Annotated in this window: 23 protein-coding genes; 13 read left to right on the forward strand and 10 right to left on the reverse strand. The window is 69.2% G+C overall.

All coding sequences use genetic code 11. The annotated features are described in order from the left end of the window. A complete protein-coding gene (locus tag L3Q65_RS09820) occupies positions 1-930 on the reverse strand; it encodes an ROK family protein (RefSeq protein WP_220508213.1) in 930 nt (309 codons plus the stop codon). A 41-nt stretch (positions 931-971) separates the two neighbouring features. On the opposite strand from L3Q65_RS09820, the gene L3Q65_RS09825 reads away from it, so the two are divergent. Beyond that, entirely contained in the window at positions 972-1,724 is a 753-nt protein-coding gene (locus L3Q65_RS09825; protein WP_182894910.1) for a creatininase family protein, read from the forward strand. Then, positions 1,721-2,848, forward strand: coding sequence for a mandelate racemase/muconate lactonizing enzyme family protein (locus tag L3Q65_RS09830; protein WP_237599399.1), 1,128 nt, complete (start codon positions 1,721-1,723; stop codon positions 2,846-2,848). Before L3Q65_RS09825 ends, L3Q65_RS09830 begins: the two co-directional genes overlap by 4 nt. 140 nt (positions 2,849-2,988) lie before the next feature. Here L3Q65_RS09830 and L3Q65_RS09835 read toward each other — a convergent pair whose 3' ends face one another. Continuing rightward, on the reverse strand, positions 2,989-3,291 hold the full coding sequence (locus tag L3Q65_RS09835; RefSeq protein WP_237599400.1) for a colicin immunity domain-containing protein: 303 nt from the start codon (positions 3,289-3,291) through the stop codon (positions 2,989-2,991). 426 nt (positions 3,292-3,717) lie between these two features. Between L3Q65_RS09835 and L3Q65_RS09840 the strand changes: the two genes are divergently transcribed. The 10 genes from L3Q65_RS09840 to groL all read left to right on the forward strand — a co-directional run bounded on the left by L3Q65_RS09840 (position 3,718) and on the right by groL (position 15,527). Further along, positions 3,718-3,924: a hypothetical protein gene (locus L3Q65_RS09840; RefSeq protein ID WP_237599401.1), complete on the forward strand. Its 207-nt coding sequence runs from the start codon at positions 3,718-3,720 to the stop codon at positions 3,922-3,924. 879 nt (positions 3,925-4,803) lie between these two features. Next, positions 4,804-6,579: a sigma-54-dependent Fis family transcriptional regulator gene (locus L3Q65_RS09845; protein WP_237599402.1), complete on the forward strand. Its 1,776-nt coding sequence runs from the start codon at positions 4,804-4,806 to the stop codon at positions 6,577-6,579. Between the two features lie 214 nt (positions 6,580-6,793). Then, on the forward strand, positions 6,794-8,431 hold the full coding sequence (locus tag L3Q65_RS09850) for a methane monooxygenase (protein WP_237599403.1): 1,638 nt from the start codon (positions 6,794-6,796) through the stop codon (positions 8,429-8,431). A 70-nt stretch (positions 8,432-8,501) separates the two neighbouring features. Further along, a complete protein-coding gene (locus tag L3Q65_RS09855; RefSeq protein WP_237599404.1) occupies positions 8,502-9,545 on the forward strand; it encodes an FAD-binding oxidoreductase in 1,044 nt (347 codons plus the stop codon). Positions 9,546-9,558: 13 nt separating this feature from the next. Next, positions 9,559-10,662 carry an aromatic/alkene monooxygenase hydroxylase subunit beta gene (locus tag L3Q65_RS09860; protein ID WP_237599405.1) on the forward strand — a complete coding sequence of 368 codons (1,104 nt, stop codon included), beginning with the start codon at positions 9,559-9,561 and terminating at the stop codon, positions 10,660-10,662. Positions 10,663-10,667: 5 nt separating this feature from the next. Next, positions 10,668-11,006, forward strand: coding sequence for a propane 2-monooxygenase effector subunit MimD (gene mimD, locus L3Q65_RS09865; protein ID WP_237600875.1), 339 nt, complete (start codon positions 10,668-10,670; stop codon positions 11,004-11,006). Between the two features lie 95 nt (positions 11,007-11,101). After that, positions 11,102-12,103, forward strand: a complete 1,002-nt coding sequence (locus tag L3Q65_RS09870; protein ID WP_237599406.1) for an amidohydrolase family protein — start codon at positions 11,102-11,104, stop codon at positions 12,101-12,103. Further along, positions 12,100-12,831, forward strand: coding sequence for a metal-sulfur cluster assembly factor (locus tag L3Q65_RS09875; RefSeq protein ID WP_237599407.1), 732 nt, complete (start codon positions 12,100-12,102; stop codon positions 12,829-12,831). Before L3Q65_RS09870 ends, L3Q65_RS09875 begins: the two co-directional genes overlap by 4 nt. After that, positions 12,828-13,853, forward strand: coding sequence for an NAD(P)-dependent alcohol dehydrogenase (locus L3Q65_RS09880; protein ID WP_237599408.1), 1,026 nt, complete (start codon positions 12,828-12,830; stop codon positions 13,851-13,853). The genes L3Q65_RS09875 and L3Q65_RS09880 overlap by 4 nt, the downstream gene beginning before the upstream one ends. Positions 13,854-13,880: 27 nt before the next feature. Beyond that, entirely contained in the window at positions 13,881-15,527 is a 1,647-nt protein-coding gene (groL, locus tag L3Q65_RS09885; RefSeq protein ID WP_237599409.1) for a chaperonin GroEL, read from the forward strand. A 55-nt stretch (positions 15,528-15,582) separates the two neighbouring features. Here groL and L3Q65_RS09890 read toward each other — a convergent pair whose 3' ends face one another. After that, positions 15,583-16,002: an enoyl-CoA hydratase-related protein gene (locus L3Q65_RS09890; protein ID WP_237599410.1), complete on the reverse strand. Its 420-nt coding sequence runs from the start codon at positions 16,000-16,002 to the stop codon at positions 15,583-15,585. Between the two features lie 136 nt (positions 16,003-16,138). Here L3Q65_RS09890 and L3Q65_RS09895 point away from each other — a divergent pair, with 136 nt between their 5' ends. Further along, complete coding sequence (locus L3Q65_RS09895) at positions 16,139-16,285, forward strand: hypothetical protein (RefSeq protein ID WP_237599411.1); 147 nt, start codon at positions 16,139-16,141, stop codon at positions 16,283-16,285. Positions 16,286-16,427: 142 nt separating this feature from the next. Here the strand turns inward: L3Q65_RS09895 and L3Q65_RS09900 are convergent, their stop codons facing one another. From L3Q65_RS09900 to L3Q65_RS09930, 7 genes are read right to left on the reverse strand one after another with little or no spacing between them, the layout of a single operon-like run. Beyond that, positions 16,428-17,099 (reverse strand): universal stress protein, encoded by a 672-nt coding sequence (locus tag L3Q65_RS09900; RefSeq protein ID WP_237599412.1) that lies wholly within the window; start codon positions 17,097-17,099, stop codon positions 16,428-16,430. Between the two features lie 2 nt (positions 17,100-17,101). Beyond that, positions 17,102-17,758, reverse strand: coding sequence for a GntR family transcriptional regulator (locus L3Q65_RS09905; RefSeq protein ID WP_237599413.1), 657 nt, complete (start codon positions 17,756-17,758; stop codon positions 17,102-17,104). A gap of 4 nt (positions 17,759-17,762) precedes the next feature. Beyond that, positions 17,763-18,611 carry an amidohydrolase gene (locus tag L3Q65_RS09910; RefSeq protein ID WP_237599414.1) on the reverse strand — a complete coding sequence of 283 codons (849 nt, stop codon included), beginning with the start codon at positions 18,609-18,611 and terminating at the stop codon, positions 17,763-17,765. A gap of 12 nt (positions 18,612-18,623) precedes the next feature. After that, positions 18,624-19,598: an ABC transporter substrate-binding protein gene (locus L3Q65_RS09915; RefSeq protein ID WP_237599415.1), complete on the reverse strand. Its 975-nt coding sequence runs from the start codon at positions 19,596-19,598 to the stop codon at positions 18,624-18,626. Positions 19,599-19,614: 16 nt separating this feature from the next. Next, positions 19,615-20,457 (reverse strand): hypothetical protein, encoded by an 843-nt coding sequence (locus L3Q65_RS09920; protein ID WP_237599416.1) that lies wholly within the window; start codon positions 20,455-20,457, stop codon positions 19,615-19,617. A gap of 17 nt (positions 20,458-20,474) precedes the next feature. Next, positions 20,475-22,124 (reverse strand): thiamine pyrophosphate-binding protein, encoded by a 1,650-nt coding sequence (locus L3Q65_RS09925; protein ID WP_237599417.1) that lies wholly within the window; start codon positions 22,122-22,124, stop codon positions 20,475-20,477. Beyond that, positions 22,121-23,167 carry an amidohydrolase family protein gene (locus L3Q65_RS09930; RefSeq protein ID WP_237599418.1) on the reverse strand — a complete coding sequence of 349 codons (1,047 nt, stop codon included), beginning with the start codon at positions 23,165-23,167 and terminating at the stop codon, positions 22,121-22,123. Before L3Q65_RS09930 ends, L3Q65_RS09925 begins: the two co-directional genes overlap by 4 nt.

Here is a 23,167-nt window from a genome sequence, read left to right on the forward strand (position 1 = left end):
TCAGAGCTTCGACAGGACCAGACCGGCGCCGCCGAGAAGGGCGACGTCGTCGGCGGGGCTCTCGTTCACGACCACCCGCGGCGGTTCGGCGCCGGTGGCCCACGACGAGTCCTCGCGCAGCCGCTGCTCGATGCGGGCGCGGAACGGGTCGCCGCCCTCGGCGGCTTCGCCGTGCAGGACGAACAAACCCGGGGCGAAAAGCTGCTGGATGTTCACCAGTCCGAGCGCGATGTTGCCCGCGTACTCGTCCAGGAGCGGGTCGCCGGCGAGTTCGCGCACGGTCCGCGCGGCGAGTCCCCGCCGCTGGGCTTCGCCGCGCAGCCACGGCGTGGTCGCGACGGTTTTCCAGCAGCCGCGCGCACCGCAGGTGCATTCGCGGCCGCTCGCGGCGACCGTCATGTGCGCGCCGCTGCGGCCGCCGGGCGGGGCGAGGACTTCGCCGTCGAACAGCAGGCCGACGCCGAGCACTTCGCCGGTCGAGACCGACGCGAACGTGCTGCGGCCCTGGCCCGGCCCGAACCAGCGGTCGCCGAGGACCTGCAAGCGGGCGCGGTGCTCGACGTGGACCGGGACCCCGGCCAGGCCGCCGAGCACCTCGGCGATCGGGTAGCCGTGCAGCGCCGGCACCTCGTGCACCTCGATGATCGTCCCCGAGCCGGCGTCGACCAGCCCGGCGGAGGCGACGCCGATCGCGGCCGGCGCGGTCGGGAACCGGGTCGCTTCGGCGAGCGCGGCCGCGATGCCCGCCGGGGCGGCGGTGCGCGCGTAGGTCGCTTCGGCGCGCCACCGCACCCCGCCCGCGAGATCCAGCAGCGCGGCGCGGACGCGTCCGGGGAGCAGTTCGACCGCGCCGAGCACCGGCCCGGCGTCGGACGGCGCCGCGACCGGCGCGGGAACCAGCCGCAAGGCCGGGCGTTCGCCGGAATCCATGCGGTCACGATGCCACGCGCCGCGCCGAGAAGGGAGGCCACATGTCCGAACTGACGCGAATGACCTGGCAGGAGACGCGCGCCGCCGGGCGGTCCGCGATCGCGGTTCTGCCGATCGGCTCGCAGGAACAGCACGCCGGGCACCTGCCGATGGGCACCGACACGATGCTCGCCGAAGCGGTCACCGACGCCGCGCTGGCCCGGCTGGGCGGCGATCCGGAGGTGGTGCGGCTGCCCGCGCTGCCGTTCGGCCACAGCCCGCACCACCTGTTCGCGGCAGCGGTGTCGCTGCGCGCGTCGACGCTGCAGGCGGTGCTGGACGACCTGCTCGACTCGCTGGCCGCCAGCGGATACCGGCGCGTGCTGATCGTCAACGGCCACGGCGGCAACGACGAGATCATGCGGCTCGCGGTGAAGCAGTACGTGCTGCGCGCGGACGTCGCGCTGGCCGCGTGCTCGTACTTCTCGCTCGGCGACGGCCAGTCGCCGGGCCACGCGGGGATGTTCGAGACCTCGCTCATGCTCGCGGCGCACCCGGACCTGGTGCGCACGCCGGAGCCGCGGCCGGTCGTCGACCCGCCGCCGCTGTTCTCCGACTCGCCGTATCCCGGGCTGACCGTGGAGCGGCACGGCGAATGGGCCCGCGCCGGCGGGACCACCGACGACGCCGCCGCGGCCACCGCCGCGCACGGCGCGGAACTGCTCGCCGGGCGCAGCGCCGCGCTCGCCGAGGCGATCCGGGCGTTCGACCGCAGCACCCGCGACAGCCACGCATCCACCGAAGGGGCGCGATGAAGATCACCGACGTCGACGTGCGGGTCGTCAACCTGCCGCTGACCAACCCGTTCACCAGCTCGTTCGAGACGAAGACCGGCGAAACCCGCACCGTGGTGCGGCTGCGCACGGACACCGGGGCGCAGGGCTGGGGCGAGACGATGTGGGGCCGCCCGGTCGCCGAGCTGACCCGGAAACTGGGCGCGGAGATGATCGGGACCAGCCCGTTCGCCCTCGAAGCGTTCCACCGCCGCCACCACATGGTCCCGTTCTTCCACGGCTACCTCGGCTATGCCGCGCTCGCCGCGCTGGACGTGGCGTGCTGGGACCTCATCGGCCGCACGACCGGCCAGCCGGTAACCGATCTTCTCGGCGGCCCGGTGCGCACCGAGGTGCCGATCACCGCGCTGATCACCCGCGCCGACGCACCCGGCGCGCAAGGCACGGAACTGGCTCAGGGCCTGGCCGAGCACGCAGCGAAAGTGGTGGCCGAAGGCGGTTTCACCGCCGTAAAGCTGAAGGGCACCCGGGACGTGCGCGGCGACGTAGAGATCCTGCGCGCGCTGCGCAGCGCACTGCCGGACCTCGAGCTTCGCGTCGACCCCAACGCCGCGTGGTCAGTGCCCGACTCGATCCGCGCCGGGCTCGCACTGGAGGAACTGGACCTGGAGTACCTAGAGGACCCGTGCGTCGGCATCGAAGGAATGAGCCAGGTGCGCGCGAAAGTGCGGATTCCGTTGTGCACCAACATGTGTGTCGTCCGCTTCGAGGAGTTCGCCCCGGCAGTGCGCCTCGGCGCGGTCGACGTGATCCACGGCGATGTGTACAAATGGGGCGGCATCTCGGCCACCAAGGCGCTCGCCGCGCACTGCGAAACGTTCGGCCTGGGCATGAACCTCCACAGCGGCGGCGAACTCGGCATCGCGACCGCCGCACACCTGGCGGTCGTCGCGAGCACGCCGGTGCTCTCCCGCGCGATCGACAGCATGTACTACCTGCACGCGGACGACATCGTGGCACCGCTGCACCTGTCGAACGGCCGCTTGACGGTGCCGTCCGGGCCGGGGCTGGGGGTCGAGGTGGATGAGGAGAAGCTGGCTTTTTACGCGGCGAAGAACGAGAAGGAGGGCGATCTGACCGGCTGAGGGCCGTCGGTGCCCCATTTGCCGGTCGATCTGCTGGGACGGTGAAGCCAGCGCCTCTCCACGGGTCAATGACGTCGGTGTCGCGAGGGCGGGTTGCACGCTCCTGCGGAAGCTCGCGCTTCGTCCGTTGCGTGCGTTGATTATCCGAGTGCTCCGAGCTGTTGCAGCCGTGCCAGCGCGGCGGCGGCGTGTCGGCGCAACACTTCGTCCAGGTCACGACGCTCTGCTGGCGAAGCTTCCGGGGCTGCGAAGTACTCGTCGACCTCGGAGAACAGCTTGTCGAGCACGGCGAACACGTCGTCCGGGTGCAGAGCTTCGTCGTTCTTCATCAGGTCGAGGTATTGCTGTTCGAACTTGCCGGCGTCGATCGTCCGGTCGACGAACCGTCCGATCAGATCGCCGTGGTCGGCCGCGTCGCGCTTGTTCTCTCCGGAAGCGTTCACCTTCGCCCTCCACCAGGGACCCTTGTTCGATCACGTCGCGAAGCCGCTGGACGGTCAGTTCTCAACCCGTCCACTATGGTCCATCAGGTCTCAGCACTTCGTACCTCGCGGACGCGAAGGCGTGGGCGGGCAGCCTGAAGCAGCCCGGCGGGAAGAAGGGGTTCAGGGCCTACCGGGAGTTCTTCGAAGACGGCCAGATCGGCGTCAAACACCAGACTCCCGGCGGCGGGCCGGGCGGGATCATCGGACCGGACGGCCGGGTTGTGTCGTTCTGGTACAAGTAGAATCGGACGAAGAGCAGAATACTGAGTTTCCAGGACGCGTACACGTTGTGGCGGTGGCTTCCTTTCCCGCGAGGCGTGCTGAACCACGCCTTGGGCGACACCAAGGCGGACCTGGCATCCGCCGGCTTGCGGGTTGGGCACGGTGGTCCGCTTCGTGGAACAAGGCATCTTCAAGCCCGCGCCGGCCGACGTCCTGGCGGACCTGGGCCGCGTCATCGGCCGGATCGAGGCGCTGAACAAATGGCTGACCGAGGAACAGCAGATCAGCGCGGACCAGCAGCACGCTTACGCGGTGCTGTTGAAGATCGTCTACTCGGGATTTCTGAGCCAGGGCCCGGCGGCGCCGTGATCCGGCGTCCGCCGGGACGATGTTCCAGTAGGGCTGGTAGATGCGGCGGGCTCCTGGCGTGACGGCTTGTGCGACGCGGGGGAGGTAGTCCGCGAAAGTAGGCGCGGGCGCCGGGGGCGCGGTGCGGTGTAGCTGTTCGGCTGAGATGCCGAGTTCGCCGATGATGAGGTGTGCTGCGGCGAGCGTGGCGTCGGCAGTCATTGCGCGCTCGGAGGCGAGATGGACTGCAAGTGGCTGTTGATCATGGCGTCGAGGGCGGTTCGTGTGTGTGCGAGCAGCAGGCTGTGTGCGGGTGCGGCGGCCAGGAGTACGGCGTCGCCGGCTTCGATGCCGGCTGCTTGCCTCGCTGAGTGCGGAAGCTGTACGAAGTGGGTGCTTCGGACGGGAGATCCGGCCGGACCGGTCTGCACGGTCCAGTGCGTAGGTCATGGAGTGGTCGGAAGTACTCGGCGGGATGTTTCCGAGGAGCAGCGGCTCGCGGGCGGGTGCGCCCGCGGAGCGGCGGGGCAGGGGAAGCGCGCGGCCAATCTGTTCCGCTGTCAATGCTTGATCGGTCACGGGATCCTCCGTCGCCGCATTCATGGGTGTCTTAAGACATGCGGTCGAACGAGAGAACTTATGCGCAGGGTCGGTTCCGGAGGGTGTTCGTGTGTGAGCGGTGATGCCGGCGCGATGACCGTGGGGGCCTTGCCTGCCGCCGACGGGTAGGCCTGCGTTCGGAACCGGGCATCCAGCACCATATCGCCGGGTGGGTGGGGACTGCCTTGCCGCTGTCCGCACCTTGTCTCACTATGAGACAAGGTGACGCGCGCCACGAGTGCACCATGGTTGCGTGTGGGGTAAGCAGGACCCCCGGCACTGGACGTCAAAGGAGACGTGGTGGCGACTCGAGGCAACGAGACCATGCGCGACCTGCGGGAACTGTTCCTGTCCCGGGGCTCGCCCGAGGTGTCGGGGGTGCGCGACGTCATCACCGCGTCGTGGCAGCGGGCCCTGGAGAACCGGGTCGGCGTGGAGCGGCCGGAGCCGGTCTACGTGTCCGATCGCGACGAGGAGAGCCTGCTCGCGCACAGTGCCGCTCCGGTGCTGGCGAATCTGTCCGAAGAACTGGCCGGCCATCCGACCGCGATCCTGCTGACCGACGCGAACGGCCTGGTCGTCGACCGAATCAGCACCGATCGGGCGCTCACCTCAGGCCTCGACCAGGTGTCGCTCGCCCCGGGCTACAGCTATGCCGAGGAATCGGTGGGCACCAACGGCATCGGCACCGCGCTGGAATGCCAGAAGTCTGTGCTGGTGTCCGGTTTCGAGCACTTCAACGGCGAGCTGACCGGCTTCGAATGCGCCGGCGCGCCGATCGTGCATCCGGTCCGCGGCCACCTGGCGGGCGTTCTCGACCTCACCTCGTGGGCCGAAGCGTCCGGCCCGCTCCTGCTGACGCTGGCGCGCACCACCGCGAAGCGGATCGAAGAGGCGATGCTCGCCAGCACCGGAGCGCGCGAACTGAGCCTCTTCCGCGAGTACCTCGCCGCCTGCCGGCGCGGTTCGGGGGCGGTCCTGGCGGTCAACCGGGACGTCGTCATGGTCAACAGCCATGCCGAGGAACGCTACGACGTCACCGACCGCTCGGCGCTGATCACGCATGCCACGGATCTCGCCGGTTCGGCCAAACCCGCCACGGTGCTGGCCGATCTGCCGTCGGGGATCAGCGCTCGTCTGGAGTACCGGCCGGTCTACAACGGCGAAGTGCTCGCCGGAGGCATCTTCCGGGTCAAGAACCAGACTGTCTCCCGGCGCACTTCCGCGCATGCCGAACTTCAGCTGCCCGGTGTGGCCGGTGCGAGCCCCGCGTGGCGGCAGGCCTGCGCGGCGGCGGACGCGAGCCTCGGCGGCGGGCAGTGGCTCGCGCTGAGCGGGGAAACCGGCGCGGGGAAGGCGGCCATCGCCCGCGCGGTCGCGCTGCGCCACGGACGCAGGCAGGTTGTGGTCGACTGCGCTTCGGCTGACCTCAATGAAGAATGGCTGCCCGCGCTCGCCGAGGAGGCGGCTTGCAGCGACCCGCCCGTTGTTCTTCTCCGGCATTTGGACGCGCTGGACGACACTGTGCTGCCCGCGCTGTCCGATCTGTTCACCGCGTGGCAGAACGATCCGGCGCAGCACGCGCCCTCGTGGGTGGTGGCGACTGTCGGCAGCGAACCCGTCGATCCCGGCATTCAGGGTGCGGTGATGGCGTTCTTCGCGCGGAAGATCGAGGTTCCGCCGCTGCGCCACCGTATCGAAGACGTGCAGCGGCTCGTGCCGCATTTGCTGGCCCGCCGGGCAGGCAGCAGATCGTTGTCCGCTTCGGACGCCTGCGTCCGGCAGTTGATGCGGCTGCCCTGGCCCGGCAACGTCCGCCAGCTCGACCGGGTGCTCGCCGCGGCGGCGCAGCAGGTGCACGGCGGCGTCCTCGACGTCGCCGATCTTCCCGCCGAATGCCGCACCTTCACCCGGCGCCGGCTCACCAAGCTGGAGACCATCGAGCGGGACGCGATCGTCCGCAGCCTCGCCGCGAACCGCGGCAGCAAGGAACGCGCGGCCAGGGATCTCGGGATGTCCCGGGCCACGATCTACCGCAAAATCCGCGCCTTCGGCATCGTCGACGAAATGAGCTGATTCCGGTGTGCACAGCGGACTGCCGGATTACGGGCACCTGACCGTATTCGGCTGATCGAAAGCTGATTTCGAACCCGCTCTCCTGGTGCGAGAGCGGGTTTTTTCTGCCCGTCGGCGCGATCTCAGATTGAGATAGAACGCGGGCATTTCCCGGCACACACTCTGCCGGTCAGACGGACAGCGGCGGAGATGCCGCCGGTTCCAGGAGGCCCCAGTGAGCAGGCAGAGCCTTACCAAGGCGCACAACAAGATCACCGAGCTGTCGTGGGAGCCGACGTTCGCCACGCCGGCGACCCGGTTCGGGACGGACTACACGTTCGAAAAAGCGCCGAAGAAAGACCCGCTGAAGCAGATCATGCGGTCCTACTTCCCGATGGAGGAGGAAAAGGACAACCGCGTCTTCGGCGCGATGGACGGCGCCATCCGCGGGAACATGTTCCGGCAGGTGCAGCAGCGCTGGCTGGAATGGCAGAAGCTGTTCCTCTCGATCATCCCGTTCCCGGAGATCTCCGCGGCTCGGGCGATGCCGATGGCGATCGACGCGGTGCCGAACCCGGAAATCCACAACGGGCTCGCGGTGCAGATGATCGACGAGGTCCGGCATTCGACGATCCAGATGAACCTCAAAAAGCTGTACATGAACAACTACATCGACCCGGCCGGGTTCGACATCACCGAGAAGGCGTTCGCGAACAACTACGCGGGCACCATCGGCCGCCAGTTCGGCGAAGGCTTCATCACCGGCGACGCGATCACCGCGGCGAACATCTACCTGACTGTGGTCGCCGAGACCGCGTTCACCAACACGCTGTTCGTGGCGATGCCGGACGAGGCCGCGGCCAACGGCGACTACCTGCTGCCGACGGTGTTCCACTCGGTGCAGTCCGACGAGTCGCGGCACATCAGCAACGGCTACTCGATCCTGCTGATGGCGTTGGCCGACGAGCGCAACCGGCCGCTGCTGGAGCGGGACCTGCGGTACGCGTGGTGGAACAACCACTGCGTGGTGGACGCCGCGATCGGCACTTTCATCGAGTACGGCACCAAGGACCGCCGCAAGGACCGCGAGTCCTACGCCGAGATGTGGCGGCGCTGGATCTACGACGACTACTACCGCAGCTACCTGCTGCCGCTGGAGAAGTACGGCCTGGTGATCCCGCACGACCTCGTCGAGGAAGCGTGGAACCGGATCACCAACAAGCACTACGTGCACCGCGTCGCGCAGTTCTTCGCGACCGGCTGGCCGGTGAACTACTGGCGCATCGACGGCATGACCGACGCCGACTTCGAATGGTTCGAGGACAAGTACCCGGGCTGGTACGACCAGTTCGGCAAGTGGTGGGAGGCCTACAACCGGCTGCGCTACCCGGGCCGCAACAAGCCGATCGCGTTCGAGGACGTCGGCTACGAGTACCCGCACCGCTGCTGGACCTGCATGGTGCCCTGCCTGGTGCGCGAGGACCTGGTGGTGGACAAGGTCGACGACCAGTGGCGCACCTACTGCTCGGAGACCTGCGCCTGGACCGACAAGGTCGCCTTCCGGCCGGAGTACGAGGGCCGCGAGACGCCGAACATGGGACGGCTCACCGGGCACCGGGAATGGGAGACGCTGCACCACGACCGCGACCTGGCCGACATCGTCAAGGACCTCGGCTACGTCCGCGACGACGGCAAGACGCTGATCCCGCAACCGCACCTGGACCTCGACGACGCCAAGAAGCTCTGGACGCTCGACGACATCCGGGGCATCCGGTTCGCCAGCCCGAACGTCGCGCTCAACGAGATGACCGACGCCGAGCGGGAGCAGTGGGCCGCGGCCTACCGCGCCAACCCGAACGTCACTGTCGCCTGACGAGCCCGGGTCCCGCGGCCGCGTCCGGGCGGTCCGGCCGCGGGACCCTGCCGGAAGAATCGAGAAACCCATGGGCGACAAGCACCGCATCTCCTTCGAGCCGGTCGGCGTCGAGATGGAGGTCACCGAGGACGAGAAAATCCTGGACGCCGCCTTCCGCCAGGGCATCCACCTCATGCACGGCTGCCGCGAGGGGCAGTGTTCGGCCTGCAAGTCCTATGTGCTCGAAGGCGACTTGCAGATGGAGCGGTATTCGACGTTCGCGTGCAACGACGCGGAGGTCGAGGAAGGCTACTTGCTGCTCTGCCGGGCGCACGCCTACAGCGACTGCACGATCGAGCTGCTCAACTTCGACGAGGACGAGCTGCTCAACTCGGCTCCGCTGCAGGAGATCGCCACCGAGGTCGCCGAGATCGTGCCGCACACCCGCGACATCGTCGGCCTCCGGCTGCGGACGGCGAAACCGCTCGAGTTCAAGGCCGGGCAGTACGCCGAGCTGACCATCCCGGGCACCGAGGACTGCCGGTCCTTCTCGATGGCCACCACGCCCTCGACCGCCGACCACGTGGAATTCCTCATCAAGAAGTACCCGGGCGGCCGGTTCTCCGCGTTGCTGGAGGACGGCCTCTCGGTCGGGGATTCCCTGCTGCTGCGCGGACCGTACGGCAACTTCACGTTGAAGAAGGGGCACGTGCTTCCGCTGGTGCTGATGGCGGGCGGCGCGGGGATGGCCCCGGTGCTCAGCCTCCTGCGGCACCTCGCGGAAACGGCCGACCCCCGGCGGATCCGGTTCTACTACGGCGCCCGCACCGCGGCGGATCTGTTCTGTCTGGACGAGATCCGGGCATTGGGGGAGCAGTTGGCCGACTTCGGGTTCGTCGTCGCGCTGTCGGAGTCCGCGGACGGCGGGGGCGAACTCGGCGTGCCGGCCGAACCGGGGATGGTCACCGATGTGGTCGAGGCCCGGGAGCCGGAGCTGCACCGCGCCGAGGTGTACCTCTGCGGGCCGCCGCCGATGGTCGATGCCGCGCTCGATCTCGCGGCGAGACAAGGAGTTCCGGAAGACCAGGTGTTCTACGACAAGTTCACGACCTCGGTCAGTGACGATCAGTAACAGGAGAACGACGATGGCGAGCAGTCCGACAGCGACACGCAGCTTCCCGAAAGTGGAGTTCACCGACTCCGAAGCCGGCGCGCTGGAATTCCCCAGCTCGAAGAGCCGCAGCTACAACTACTTCGAGCCCGCCAAGATGCGCGCGACCGTGTACGAGGACGTGACGGTCGACGTCCAGCCCGACCCGGAGCGGCACCTGAGCCAGGGCTGGATCTACGGCTTCGGCGACGGACCCGGCGGCTACCCGCAGGAATGGACGCGGGCGAAGTCCTCGAACTGGCACGCGTTCCTCGACCCCAACGAAGAGTGGGAGCAGACGCTCTACCGCAACAACTCCGCCGTGGTGCGCCAGGTCGCGCTCAGCCTGGAGAACGCCAAGCGCGCAGGCGCCTACGCCCACTGGAAGCCGGCGTGGCAGACCTTCATCGCGCGGAACCTGGGCGCGTGGATGCACGCCGAGAACGGCTTGGCGCTGCACGTGTTCACCTCGATCCAGCGCTCCGGCCCGACCAACATGATCAACACCGCGGTGGCGGTCACCGCCGCGCACAAGATGCGCTTCGCCCAGGACCTCGCACTGTTCAACCTCGACCTGTCCGACTCGCTGGAGTCCTTCGACGGCGAGACGCACCGGGCGGTCTGGCAGTCGGCGGAGGAATGGCAGCCGACTCGTCGCGTGGTGGAGGAGCTGACGGCGGTCGGCGACTGGGCGGAACTGCTCTTCGCCACCAATGTGGTTTTCGAGCAGCTGGTCGGCCAGCTGTTCCGGTCCGAGCTGGTCATGCAGGTCTCGGCGGCGAACGGCGACTACGTGACGCCGACGCTGGTCGGCACCGGCGAGTACGACTACAGCCGCGACCTCGCCTACACCCGGTCGCTGTTCCAGATGCTGACCCGCGACGGGGAACACGGCGCCGCCAACAAGGAGCTGTTCGGCGAGTGGTTGTCGACCTGGGTGCCGAGGTGCCTGGCAGCGGCCGAGGCGCTGCAGCCGATCTGGTCGCAGCCTGCGGAGAAGGCGCGCACGTTCGCCGACTCGCTCGCCGCGAGCAAGGAGAAGTTCGCCCAGCTCCTCGAGGAGATCGGGCTCGACGTTCCGAAGGAGCTGGACCAGTGAGCGACATGAAGTTCGGTGCGCAGACCGAAATCTCGAACATGTGCGGCGTGACCCTGATGAACACCCCGATCGGCCGGGTGGTCGCCGACGTGATGGGCGCCAAGGACGGGGTCGGGCTGGTCGAGTACCCGTCGATGATCCGGGTCGACGGCACCCGGCTGCTCGAATTCGACTACGCCGAACTGACCGACGCGCTCGGCCAGGAGTTCGACGGCTCGGTCTTCGAGGAGATCAGCTCCACCCACTACGGCCGCATGGTGCACCTGGACGACCGCACCCTGCTCTTCGCCAGCCCGGAGGACGCGGCCGAGTACATCGGCTTCGACCTGCTGGCCAAGGGCTGAGGCCGGATCCCGAACCGCGCGGCGGCGGGCCGAGCCGCCCGCCGCCGCGTTCCCACCCCACCACTGCGAGCACGAACGAAGGGCGAGGATCTCCGATGTACGAAAAGGATGGCGAGCAGTACTACGTCGTCGACGGGCATGTCCACATCTGGGACGCGCGGGAGTCGAACATCAAGAACGTGCACGGGAAGCAGTTCATCGACTGCTTCTACGACTACCACCGCAACCTCAGCCCGGAGCAGGTGACGTGGGACTACGACACCTACACCTATTACGGCGGCGAGCGGCTGATGAAGGACGTCTTCGGCGACGGCCACGTCGACCACGCGATCTTCCAGGCCACGCTGCTGCGGGACTTCTACCGCAACAACTTCGGCCAGACCGGGGAATGCCTCGACCTGGTGCGCCAGCATCCCGGCAAGCTGACCTACAACCACGCCTACGACCCGCGCGACGGCGAGGCCGGGCTTGAGCAGTTGCGCCGCGACGCCGAGGAGATGCGGCTCAAGGGCGTGAAGCTCTACACCGCCGAATGGCACGGCGATTCCCGCGGCTACCGGCTGGACGACCCCTGGTCGCGGCGCTACCTCGAAGAATGCCTGGAACTGGGCATCAAGAACATCCACGTCCACAAGGGACCGACGATCCGGCCGCTGGACCGCGACGCGTTCGACGTGGCCGACATCGACCACGTGGCCACCGACTACCTCGACCTGAACTTCATCGTCGAGCACGTCGGGCTGCCCCGGCTGGAGGACTTCTGCTGGATCGCCACCCAGGAGTCCAATGTGTACGGCGGGCTCGCGGTCGCGATGCCGTTCATCCACGCCCGCCCGCGCTACTTCGCGCAGATTATCGGCGAACTGCTGTACTGGCTCGGCGAGGACAAGATCCTCTTCGGCAGCGACTACGCGCTCTGGACGCCGCAGTGGCTGGTGGAGCGGTTCGTGGACTTCCAGATCCCGGAAGACCTCCCGGAGTACCCGCGGATCACCGTGGCGCAGAAGAAAAAGATCCTCGGGCTGAACGCGGCCGCGCTGTACGACCTGGACGTGCCGGCGCAGTTCCGGCTGCGCGCGGAGGCCGGTGCGCGATGACCGCCGCCGCGGTTTCCCTGGACGCGCAGGTCCTGTCGGCGCTGGCGACGGTGTTCGACCCCGAACTGGACCAGCCGGTGACCGAACTCGGCTTCGTCCGCTCGGTCACGATCGACGACGCGGGCGTGGAGGTGCACCTGCGACTGCCAACCTCTTTCTGCGCCCCGAATTTCGCGTATCTGATGGTCTCGGACGCCTACGACGCGCTCTCGGCGCTTCCGGACGCGGGCCGGGTCCGGGTGCTGCTGGACGATCACCACGATTCCGAGAAGATCAACAGCGGTCTCGCGGGCGGGGCCGGATACGTCGGCACGTTCGGCGTCGAGGCGGAGCAGAGCCTCGACGAACTCCGCCGGACGTTCCAGCGGAAGGCCCATCTGGCCGCGGTCGAACGGTGTTGTCGTGCGGTGCTGGCCGGCGGCGCGTGGTCGCTCGAAGAGCTGCCGCTGCTGGAGCTGTTCGACCTGCCGGAGGGGCGGTTGAAGAACGCACTGCTGCGCCGGCGGGAAGCGATCGGGCTGCCGACCGACGCGCACGCGCGGGTGGTCGTGGACCACGCCGGCCGTCCGGTCGGGAAGCAGGACGCCGCGTTGTGGCTGCGTTTGGCGGCCGCCACCCGCATTTCGATCGAGGGCAACGCGCATTTCTGCCGCGGGCTGCTCGCCACCCGGTACGCGGATCCCGACGGGGCCGCGCCGCTCGTCGTCGACACCAGGAGCCGATCGTGAAAGCCGTCCAGGTCACCGGATACCACCGGAATCTCGAACTCCGCGACGTAGGGGAGCCGAAGGTCGCCGGTCCGCTCGACGTGGTGGTCAAAGTCGGCGCGGCCGGGGTGTGCCGCACCGACCTGCACATCCTCGAAGGGCAGTGGGCGGAGAAATCCGGCGTCGCGCTGCCTTACACGATCGGGCACGAGAACGCGGGCTGGGTGCACGCGGTCGGCGACGCGGTCACCAACGTCTCGGTGGGGGACAAGGTGATCCTGCACCCGCTGATCACCTGCGGGCTGTGCCGGGCGTGCCGGCGCGGCGACGACGTGCATTGCGAGCAGTCGGATTTCCCCGGCATCGACACGAACGGCGGGTACGCGGAGTACCTCCGCACGTCTGCCCGGTCCTGTGTCAAGCTGGCCGACAATCTCGAACCGGCCGAGGTGGCCGCGCTCGCCGACGCCGGTCTCACCGCGCAGCACGCGGCTGCGAAGGCGGCGAAACTGCTGCGGCCCGGCGATGTCTGCGTGATCATCGGCGCGGGCGGGCTCGGCCACATCGGCATCCAGTGCCTGAAAGCGATGAGTGCGGCGACGCTGGTCGTGCTCGACCGCAACCCGGCAGCTTTGGCGCTGGCCAAGGAGATCGGGGCGGACGTCACGATCGTCGCCGACGGGTCCCAGGTGGACGCGGTGCTCGACCTGACCGGCGGCCACGGCGCGGAAGCGGTGGTGGACTTCGTCGGCGAGGGCGGCGCGACCGCCGAGGGCGTCCGGATGCTGCGCCGCGCGGGCAATTACTACGTGGTCGGCTACGGCGAGAACATCGACGTCCCGACGATCGACATCATTTCCACCGAGATCAACTTCGTCGGCAACCTGGTCGGCTCGTACTCCGATCTGCAGGACCTGATGGTGCTGGCCGCCCGCGGCGACGTGAAGCTGCACACCGCGCAGTACCGGCTGGAGGACTTCCAGCAGGCGATCGACGATCTCAGCGCCGGCCGGGTCCGCGGCCGCGCGATCCTCATTCCCTGATACCGCAAGGAAAGGACGGAGACCATCATGGCGAAGCAGCTGAGGTTCGGCGTCGAGGCGCGGCGGCAGCTCGAGCTCGGGGTCAACACCCTGGCCGACGCGGTGAAGGCGACGCTGGGCCCGAAGGGGCGCAACGCGGTGCTGGAGAAGCTGACCGGCCCGCCGACGATCACGAACGACGGGGTGACTATCGCCCGGGAGATCCAGCTGGGGGAGCCGTTCGCGAACATGGGCGCCCAGCTGGTCAAGGAAGTCGCGATGAAGACCAACGGCGCGGTCGGCGACGGCACCACGACCGCCACCGTCCTGGCACAGGCGATGGTGCGCGAGGGCCTGGCCGCGCTGGGCGAGGGCGCGAACCCGATGCGGGTGCGGCGGGGGATCGAGGAGACCGTCGAAGCGGTCGTGGAATACCTGCGCAAGTCCGCGGTCGCGGTGTCCGGCGAAACCGAGCTGGAGCGGATCGCGACGCTCGCGGCGAGCGACGACGAGCGGATCGGCCGGGTGATCGCGCAGGCGCTCGCCGCGGTGGGCCGTGCGGGCGTGGTGGAGATCGAAGAGTCCGACCAGCCGGGACTGAGCGTCGAGCTGGCCGACGGGATCGAGTTCGACCACGGCTACACGTCGCCGTACATGGTCACCGACCGGGACCGGATGGAGGCGAGCTTCGCCGATCCGGTGCTGCTGCTGACCAACAAGAAGATCAGCCAGGTGCAGGACCTGATGCCGACCGTCGAGGCGGCGCGCCGGCTGGACCGGCCGCTGGTGGTGCTGGCGGAGAACGTGGACGGTCCGGCGCTGCAGCTGATCGTGAGCGGGAACGTGCACGGCACGTTCGCGGGCGCGGTGGTCCGCGCGCCGGGCTTCGGGCACCGGCGGATCGCCGAGCTGGAAGACCTCGCCGCGGCGCTCGGCGGGCGGGTGGTGAGCGAGGATTCCGGCGTCACGCTGGCCGAGGTCACCGAACGGGACCTGGGCCGCTGCGCGCACATCACCATCACCGAGGACTCGACGACGATCCTCGGCGGCGCCGGGGCCGAGGACGTGGTGCGCGCCCGGATCGGCCAGCTGGAGAAGCAGCTGGAGCGGGCCAGGATCGAGCACGACCAGGACAGCCTGCGGCTGCGCATCGCGCGGCTGTCCGGGCGGATCGCGGTGGTGCGGGTCGGCGCTGCGACCAGCGTCGAGATGAAGGACCGGATGCTGCGTGTCGAGGATTCCCTGGCCGCGGCCAGGGCCGCGCTGGAGGAGGGCGTCGTCGCCGGCGGCGGTGCGGCGCTGGCGCAAGCGGCGCTCCAGGTGGATCTGGACCTGGACGGCGACGCGGCGCACGGCCGCGACATCGTGCTGCGGGCGCTGGGCGAGCCGTTGCACTGGATCGCGGCCAACGCCGGGTACGAGGGAGCCGAAGTCCGGGAACGCGTCGCGGGACTGCCCAACGGCCAAGGGTTCGACGCGCTGGCCGGCGGGTACTGCGATCTGTTCGCCGCCGGGGTGATCGACCCGTTGAAGGTGACCCGCTCGGCACTGGAGAGCGCGGCGTCCATCGCGGCGCTGGTGATCACCACCGAGACGGCGGTGGTCGAGGAGGTCGTGGTCAACCCGGGCTCGATCATCGCGCCGGGCTTCGGGGACCTCGCCGAGGGCATGGTCCGCCCGTCCAACATCTACTAGGAACCGGGGGTCCCGCGCCGGGTCCGCTCCTTTCGGGCGGACCCGGCGCGGTCGACTACGCCGCGGCGCCGGGGCGGGCGCGTCCGGCCAGCCGGACAGCGAGGCTGAGCAGCCGTGCGGGCGGGCACTGGAGATCCACGAGCCCGGCGGCGGCCGCGGCGGCCGCGTCGAGGGGTCGCGGCCAGCCGGCCGGATGCACGACACCGCCGGACATGATCCGGAGGTCGGCGGCTTCGGCGAGCGCGTAGCCCGCGCCGATCGCGTCGCCGTTGACGGCGGCGACCACCGGCGCCGGGTGCTTGCGCACGGCGGCCGCTGCGGAGCGCAGGCCCGCCCCGAGATCGGGAGCGAACTGGCGGGCCGTTCCGGTCAGCACGACCGGCAGGGGCCCGGCATAGGCGAGTGCCGCGGCGAGGTGGCCGGTTTCCTCGGCCAGGAAGCGCACTACGACCGTTCCGTTCCGGTATTCCAGCATCCCCGCACCTCCTGGGCGTCGACGTCGCCGAAGCGTAGGCCGGGCCGGGGCCGGGGCCTGTCTCAGAACGAGATCTCCGGCGGTGCGCCGATGTGGTGCGGTGGCGGTCCAGGATTTCCCGGAAAGGTGTGCGCTGATGTCCGACGACGATGTTCCCGACCAGGTCTCCTCCGACGCGGCCGCCGGTCACCGCGAATGCCTCGAACGGGCTCGCCGGGCCTTGGCGGGCACCGGATGGGAGATCGAACGGCGCGCGGAGACGAGCCGGATCCGTGCCGGGTAGCCAAGCCCCGCTGCTCGTCGCCGGCAAAAACCGGGAGAGTTCGGCCTGCCGGGACGCGCACACCGTGTTCGGCCGCACCGCTTCGAAGGACAAGGAACTCCTGATCGTCAGTTTCCCGGCTGGCGACGAGTGTGCCGAGGTTTCAGCGGCGAGCGGGGATCAGCACGTTTGCGGTGCGGACACCGCGGTTCAGGGCTCGTGAGCGCGGGGCGATGGCGAATTGATAGGTGATTGCGACTTCAGGATAGGACGCCAGCCAGCCGGCCAGTTCTGCCACGACGAACCCGGCGAGATCGGCTGCGCGAGCGCAGTGCCACACGACGGCGGTGTGCAGGAGGTGCAGGCCTGTCCCGGTAGCGCGGGCGAGGTCGAAGGCGAGTGCCAGCGCGTCGCGGCGGATCTGCCGGGCGCGCACCTCCAGCACTACTGGCCCGGCGACGGTGCCGACGAGAGCGAGCGGCCGGTCGGCACCGTACACGAGGGCTCGCCACGGAATCCGGGTGTCAGCGGCCAGGACGAGCAACGAGGCGTCGAGTTCGGCGGCGCAGGCAAGCAATTCGCCAGCACCGCCGGACTCGAGGCCGGACACTCGCAGACCGGGCCATTGCGCGGTCACTCGCTCAACAGCGTGGTCCACGCAGGTGACCGACACCAAGCGGACTCCCGCCGAAGCGGGCTCGAGCGTCACCGGCCACCAGGTCGTCGCGGCGATTACGAGATCGGCACCGCGCCGGACGGCCGTAGCGGCTGCCCATAACAGTGCGTGCTCGGCTGCGGAGGTGCCGTCGAAGGCGACGACGATCGGCCCGGGCATGGTCAGGGCCGTCCTCGGTCGAGCAGTAGTGCGCGGCGGGCGGAGCCGACGTGATGGCGCATCGCGGCGGCCGCGGCCTCGGGGTTGCGGGTGATGATGGCCAGCAGGATCGCGCGGTGCTCGGCGAGGGAGCCCGTGCGCGGGTGCTGGGCCGAGATGTTGCGGTACTGGCGCATCACCAGGGGATAGAGGAGCGTGTCGTAGGTTCGTGCCAGGGTTGCTTGGTGCGCGGCGGCTTTGACTTGCTGGTGGAAGGTTCGGTTGCCTTTCGAGTAGGCGATCTGGTCGCCGGTCGCTTGTGCTGCTTCCATTCTTTCCAGGGTTGAGCGGAGTTCGGCGATTTCCCGGTCGGTCGCCCGTTCCGCGGCTTTGCCCGCCAGCGCCGCCTCCAGGGTTTCGCGTGCTTCGAGGATGTCGGCGGCTTCGGCGAGGGTGAAGCTGCGCGTGCGGACGCCTCGGTTGGCCTCGCTGGTGACGTAGCCTTCCTGCGCCAGCCGCACCAGCACTGAACGGATCGTGCCGCGGGATACGGTGAATCTCGTGGTCAGATCCGCTTCGGTCAGCCGGGTGTTCGGTTCGTAGCCGCCGGAGAGCAGCACAGTGCGCAGCTCTTCGTAGACCTGGCTGTAGCGCGTGGTGCGGCTGTCGCTTTCGGTCATGGCTCTAGCCCGGCAGTCCCGGGTACAGCCGGCGGGCTGTGCCGCCGAAGATCTCTCGTTGGTCCGCGGTCGGGACGTCGGCGAGGACTTCGTGGGCGAGGGCGACGAGTTCGGGCAGGGATTGCTCGGCTGCGGGGAGGTTCGAGCCCCAGGCGATCCGCTGTGCGCCGAACGAATCCAGTACGGGGTCGAGGAACGCGATCGCTTCCTTTCCGGCAGCGTGCAGGGGTTCGAGGTTGCGGTGGGTCAGTTTCAGGTGCAGGCCGGGGTGCACGGCCAGTTTCGCGACGGTCGCTCCGGCGTCCGCTGGGGATGTTGCGATGTCGGGGTAGCCGAGGTGGTCCAGCAGGACCTGGACGGACGGGAACCGGTCCAGCAGTGCGTCCAGTTGTGCGGTGGCGGGGCCGAGCCGCATCTGCAGGCAGACGGTCACGCCGAGTTCGGCGGCTTTTTCCCAGAACGGGAAGCTTTCCGGGGCCGCGAACCACTCGCCTTGGGCGGGGACTGTGCTGCCGCTGGTGAACAATCGCACGCCGGACAGGCCGTTGCTGGTGACGTTCGCGAGATGTTCGGCTGCGTCCGGGCGCAGCGGGTCCACGGTGCCGACGGCGAGGAATCGGTCGGGTCGCTGTGCGCGGCTGTCGAGGACGTAGGAGTTGTCGTAGCCGTACGCCGTGGTGGCCTGCACGAGCACGGCCTGCGCGATGCCTGCTTCGTCCATCCGGTGCGCCATCTCGTCGGCGGTGACCGGGCGGGTGGTGGCCCAGCCTGATTGCTTGCCGCCCAGGGGGGAACGCGGGTAGCGGTCGAGGTCGGCGGAGACGACGTGGCAGTGGGTGTCGATGATGTCCATGAACGGCACCTTTCAGGCGTCCGGGTAGTCGCCGTCGGCGAACAGTTGCCGCGGTTCGGCGGGGAAGTCGGCGTCGAGCAGGCCTTGGGCGCGCGAAAACTCGACGAGTGCGCGCAGGCTGAGGTCGTTGGCGGCCAAGCCGTACGGGATCGGGTCGGCGCCGAGTTGCCGGGCTTGTTTGCCCAGTCGCGGCAGGGCGGACCATTCCGGGTCGGCGGCGACCTGGCGGCGCTTGCTTTCGGCGAACGCGGCGTACAGCGAGGTCGGCAGGTCCGGGTCGCGTTCGACCAGTTCGCTGCGGACCGCGATCACCGAGTGCAGAGGGTAGATCCCGGTGCGCAGGTGCCAGTCGAGGGCGAGCACTTCGTGGTCGGGGAACAGCGGGTACGGGCCGTCCTCTGCAGACGGAGGCGGTGCCGACCATCCGGCGCGGGGCGCTCCGGCCCGGCCGGTACCGGCGTTGCCGCTCAGCGCGGCGTCGATGTCCCCGGCGCGCAGCAGTTCGCTGAGCGACCGGCCGTCGGTGACGTGCTCGACGTTGGCCGGTGCGCGGCCTTCGATGTGGTCTTCGTCGTCGACGACCCAGGTCACCGAGTTGAGGTCGAGGCCGTATTCGTGGTGGAGGATCCCGCGCACCCAGACTCCGGTGGTGACGGTGTAGGCGCGCACGCCGATCCGGGTGCCGGCCAGATCGGCGGGGAAGCGGATGCCGGAGTTCTCGCCGCACTGCACGTCGGCGTGGTGGAAGCGGCGGTTGAGGAACACCGGGATCGCGGTCAGCGGCACTCCGGCCTGCCGTGCCATGAGGTAGGAGGTGGGCGCGAGTTCGCAGACGTCGAATTCGAGGTCGCGGATCATCCGGCGGTACGCGCCGATCACCGGCGTCACCTCGACCGGTTCCACCGCGCGGCCGGGGAGCTCGACGTCTCCGTTCAGCAAAGCACGGCCGTGCGCGTAGTCGCCGAGGACGACTGAGAGCTTTTCCATGTCTTTCCTTCCGGGGTCAGGCGAGTCGCGAGGCGGACACGCCCAGTGCGGCGCACGTGCCGTCCACGAGTTCGTCGAACGAGACGGCGCGGGGGAGCACCTGCTGTTCGAGGGCGTAGCGGGCGACCTCGGTGACGGGTCCGCGCAGTGCTTCGAAGCCGACGGGGTTGAGTTCGGCCGGGCCGTTGCGCACTTGCGCGGCCAGTGCGTCGTAGACGGCGAGGACGGCCTTGGCGTCGGCGGCCGGGTTGATCGCGACGACGTGGTTGATCGGGGCGAAACCCTTGCGCTCGGCCCAGTTCGCCGCGACTGAAAGGGCATCCGGGACCGCGGTGCGGATGCGGTCGTCCGACGGGAGTTCGTTGCCCATGATGCCGTAGTCCAGTTTTCCGTCGAGGAAGTCGGCGGGCAGTTTCGTTCCTTCGGGTGCCCGCTTCGTCCACGCCGGATCGGTGTACTCGGGCAGGTGGCCGTCTTCGTAGGTGATCCAGTCCACTTCGGACAGATCGATGCCGTAGTCCTCGGTGAGAAACCCGCGCAGCCAGACACCGGTGGTCTGGCTCCACGAGCGCACGCCGACGGTCTTCCCGCGGACGGCGGCCACGCCGGGTTCGCCGAGGGTCACCAGGGTCTGGTGCTGGTGGCGGCCGAGGGCGGTGATCGGCAGCAGCGCCACCGGTTTGTCGTAGGCGACCGCTTGCAGGAGCGTCACGACGGCCAGTTCGCAGACGTCGGCGGCGCCGTCGTTGACGAAGCCGCGTGAGGCTTTGTGCACGGGGCGGATGTCGAGGCGTTCGGACGCCCCAGCGGCCTCCAACGCCGTGGCCGCGAGGTCGTCGCGGCCCAGCACGATCTTCATGTCGGGTTTCCTCTCCTTCACACGTCCTCGCCGTACTGGATCCGGCGGTAGGGCACGCTGAGCACGTCGCGGGTGATCCGGACGTCGATGACGGTCGGGCGCGGCGCGCGGACGTAGTCGCCCAGTGCGGCCCGGAGTTCGTCGACGGTGCGCACGGTCGCGCCGCCGCCGCCGAGCGCGCGGGCCACCGCGCCAAGCTCGGGGGTCGGGATCACCGCGAGCGCGGGATCGAGTCCCTTGGCGCTCGCCTTGTGGTACTCCGCGCCGAGGCCCTCGTCGTTCATCACCACGACGAGCACCGGCAGCCCGTACCGGCAGGCGGTCTCGAATTCGGGCAGGTGCATGAGGAAACTCGCGTCGCCCTCGACCACGAAGATCGGTTCGCGCTTGGCGACCGCCGCACCGATAGTCAGCAACGGGGCCTGCCCGATGGCGCCGAACATGCCGTAGTTCGACGTGATTTCGCGGGAGCGCTGGAACAGCATCGTGCCGAAGTCGGTCTGGTGCCCGCTGCCGAGGACGAGCCCGATCTCGCCCGGCAGTTCCTCGTCGACGACGGCGATCGCTTCGCGCGGGTCGAGCAGGCCGGGCTCGCGGCGGTACTCGGCCGGATCCACGAGCGGGGCGGTGAGCCGGGCGTGCACGTCGGCGGTGTGGAAGCCTTCGAGTTCGATGCCGCGCTGTTCCAGCGCGCTGGTCAGTGCTTCCAGTCCGGTCACCGCGTCGGCTTGGACGTAGCTGTCGGCGACGCGGCCGTTGCCCATCACGACGTGGGGCGCGGTGTCGATCTGCACGAATGTCGCGTCGGGGAAAAGATAGCCGCTTTCGATCGTGTAGTGGTTCAGGCTCGCGCCGACGGCGACGACGCAATCGGCTTCCTGCAACAGTTCCATCGCGACTTTGCTGCCGAACAGCCCGGCGATCCCGACGTGGTACTCGGTCTGGCCGTAGAGCCAGTTCTTGGCCTGCAAGGTGGTGGCCAGCAGCGCGCCGGTCCGGCGTTGCAGTGCGAGGACCTGCTCGCCCGCGTCCGCGCTTCGGGCACCGCGGCCCGCGATGAGCACCGGGCGCTTGCTCGCCGCGAGAAGTTCCGCGGCCTGCTCGATGCTCGCGGGATTCGGCAGCAACGCGGGAGTGCGCAGGAGGTCGGTGGACGGCGAGTACGGCAGGACGTCCTCGAATTCCTGCAGCTGCACGTCGATCGGCGCGCTGATCATGACCGGTCGTGACTCGGTGCGGGCGAGGTAGAACGCGCGCCGCACGATTTCCTCGGCGGAGTCGGCCTTCGCGACTTGCAGGAACTCGCATTCGATCGCGGCGGCGAACCGGCGCTGGTCCAGGTATTGCACCGCGCTTTCGTCGCCCAGCGGGGTTTCGCCGCAGAAGGCGACGAGCGGGATGCGAGCGCGGCTGGCCACGAGCATCGACGTGGCCAGTTGCGCGGTGCCCGGCCCGCTCGTCGTGGTGACGACGCCGGGGCGGCCCGAGGCGCGGGCGAAACCGTGCGCCATGCTCAGCCCGGCGCCTTCGTGGCGGACCTCGTAGAGCCGCGTGCCGTGTCCGGCCAACGCGTTCATCCAGTGCATGTTGGCGTCGCCCATCATGCCGAACACGTCGGTGACGCCTTCGGCGGCGAACGCCGCGGCCAGTGCTTCGTAGACCTTCACCGCGCGGCCTCCTGTTTGTCGAGGTGGCGGACGAGGCGGGGGAACACCCGCAGCGCGTTGCCGCCGTAGATGGCTTCCCTTTCGGCGGGGCCGAGGGAATCGAGAGAGTCGAGCAGCGCCAGGGTGTCGTCGAAGCGCCGTCCGGTTTCCGGGTCGACCGAGCGGACGGCACCGATCATTTCCGAGGCGAACAGGACGTTCGCGGCGGGAATGAGGTCGGTGAGCAGTTCCAGGCCGCGCCGGTGGTAGACGCAGGTGTCGAAGAAAACGTTGCCCAGCAAGGCTTCTTCCAACGGGGGCCGACCGCGGTCGAGCATCATCCCGCGGTAGCGGCCCCAGTGATACGGCACCGCGCCGCCGCCGTGCGGCAGGATCAGCCGCAGCGTCGGGAAGTCGGTGAACAGATCGGATTCGCACAGCTGCATGAACGCCGCGGTGTCGCCGTTGAGGTAGTGCGCGCAGGTGCCTTGCACGGCCGGGTTGCGCGACATCGCGACGTGCACCATCGCGGGCACGTCCAGCTCCACCATCTTCTCGTACAAGGGGTAGTAGACGGGGTCGGTCAGGGGCGGTGCCTGCCAGTACCCGTCGGACGGGTCGGGGTTGAGCAGGCAGCCGACGAACCCGAGTTCGGTCACGCAGCGCTCGAGTTCGGCGGCCGACGCGCGGACGGACTCGGCGAGCGCGTCGCCCGGGGACTGCGGCAGCTGGCACACGCCGGCGAAGTTGTCCGGGAACAGGCCGCAGACGCGGGCGATGAGGTCGTTGCTCACCCGCGACCACACGCGGCTGGTTTCCGCGTCGCCGTAGTGGTGGGCCATTTTCCCGGCGCCGGGGGAGAACAGCGTGAGATCGGTGCCGCGTTCGCGCTGCAGCTTCAGCTGGCCGTTCTCGATCGCGGTGCGAATCTCGTCGTCGTCGATGCGCAGCTCGTCGGGGGAGAGGCGCGCGCCGGCGTCCTCGAAGTTCTTGATCTGCCGTTCGCGCCACTGGCCGAGAGCGGGCGGCGCGGTGGTGAAGTGACCGTGGCAGTCGATGATCAC

The organism is Amycolatopsis sp. FU40 (assembly GCF_021903635.1).
Taxonomy (GTDB): domain Bacteria; phylum Actinomycetota; class Actinomycetes; order Mycobacteriales; family Pseudonocardiaceae; genus Amycolatopsis; species Amycolatopsis dendrobii.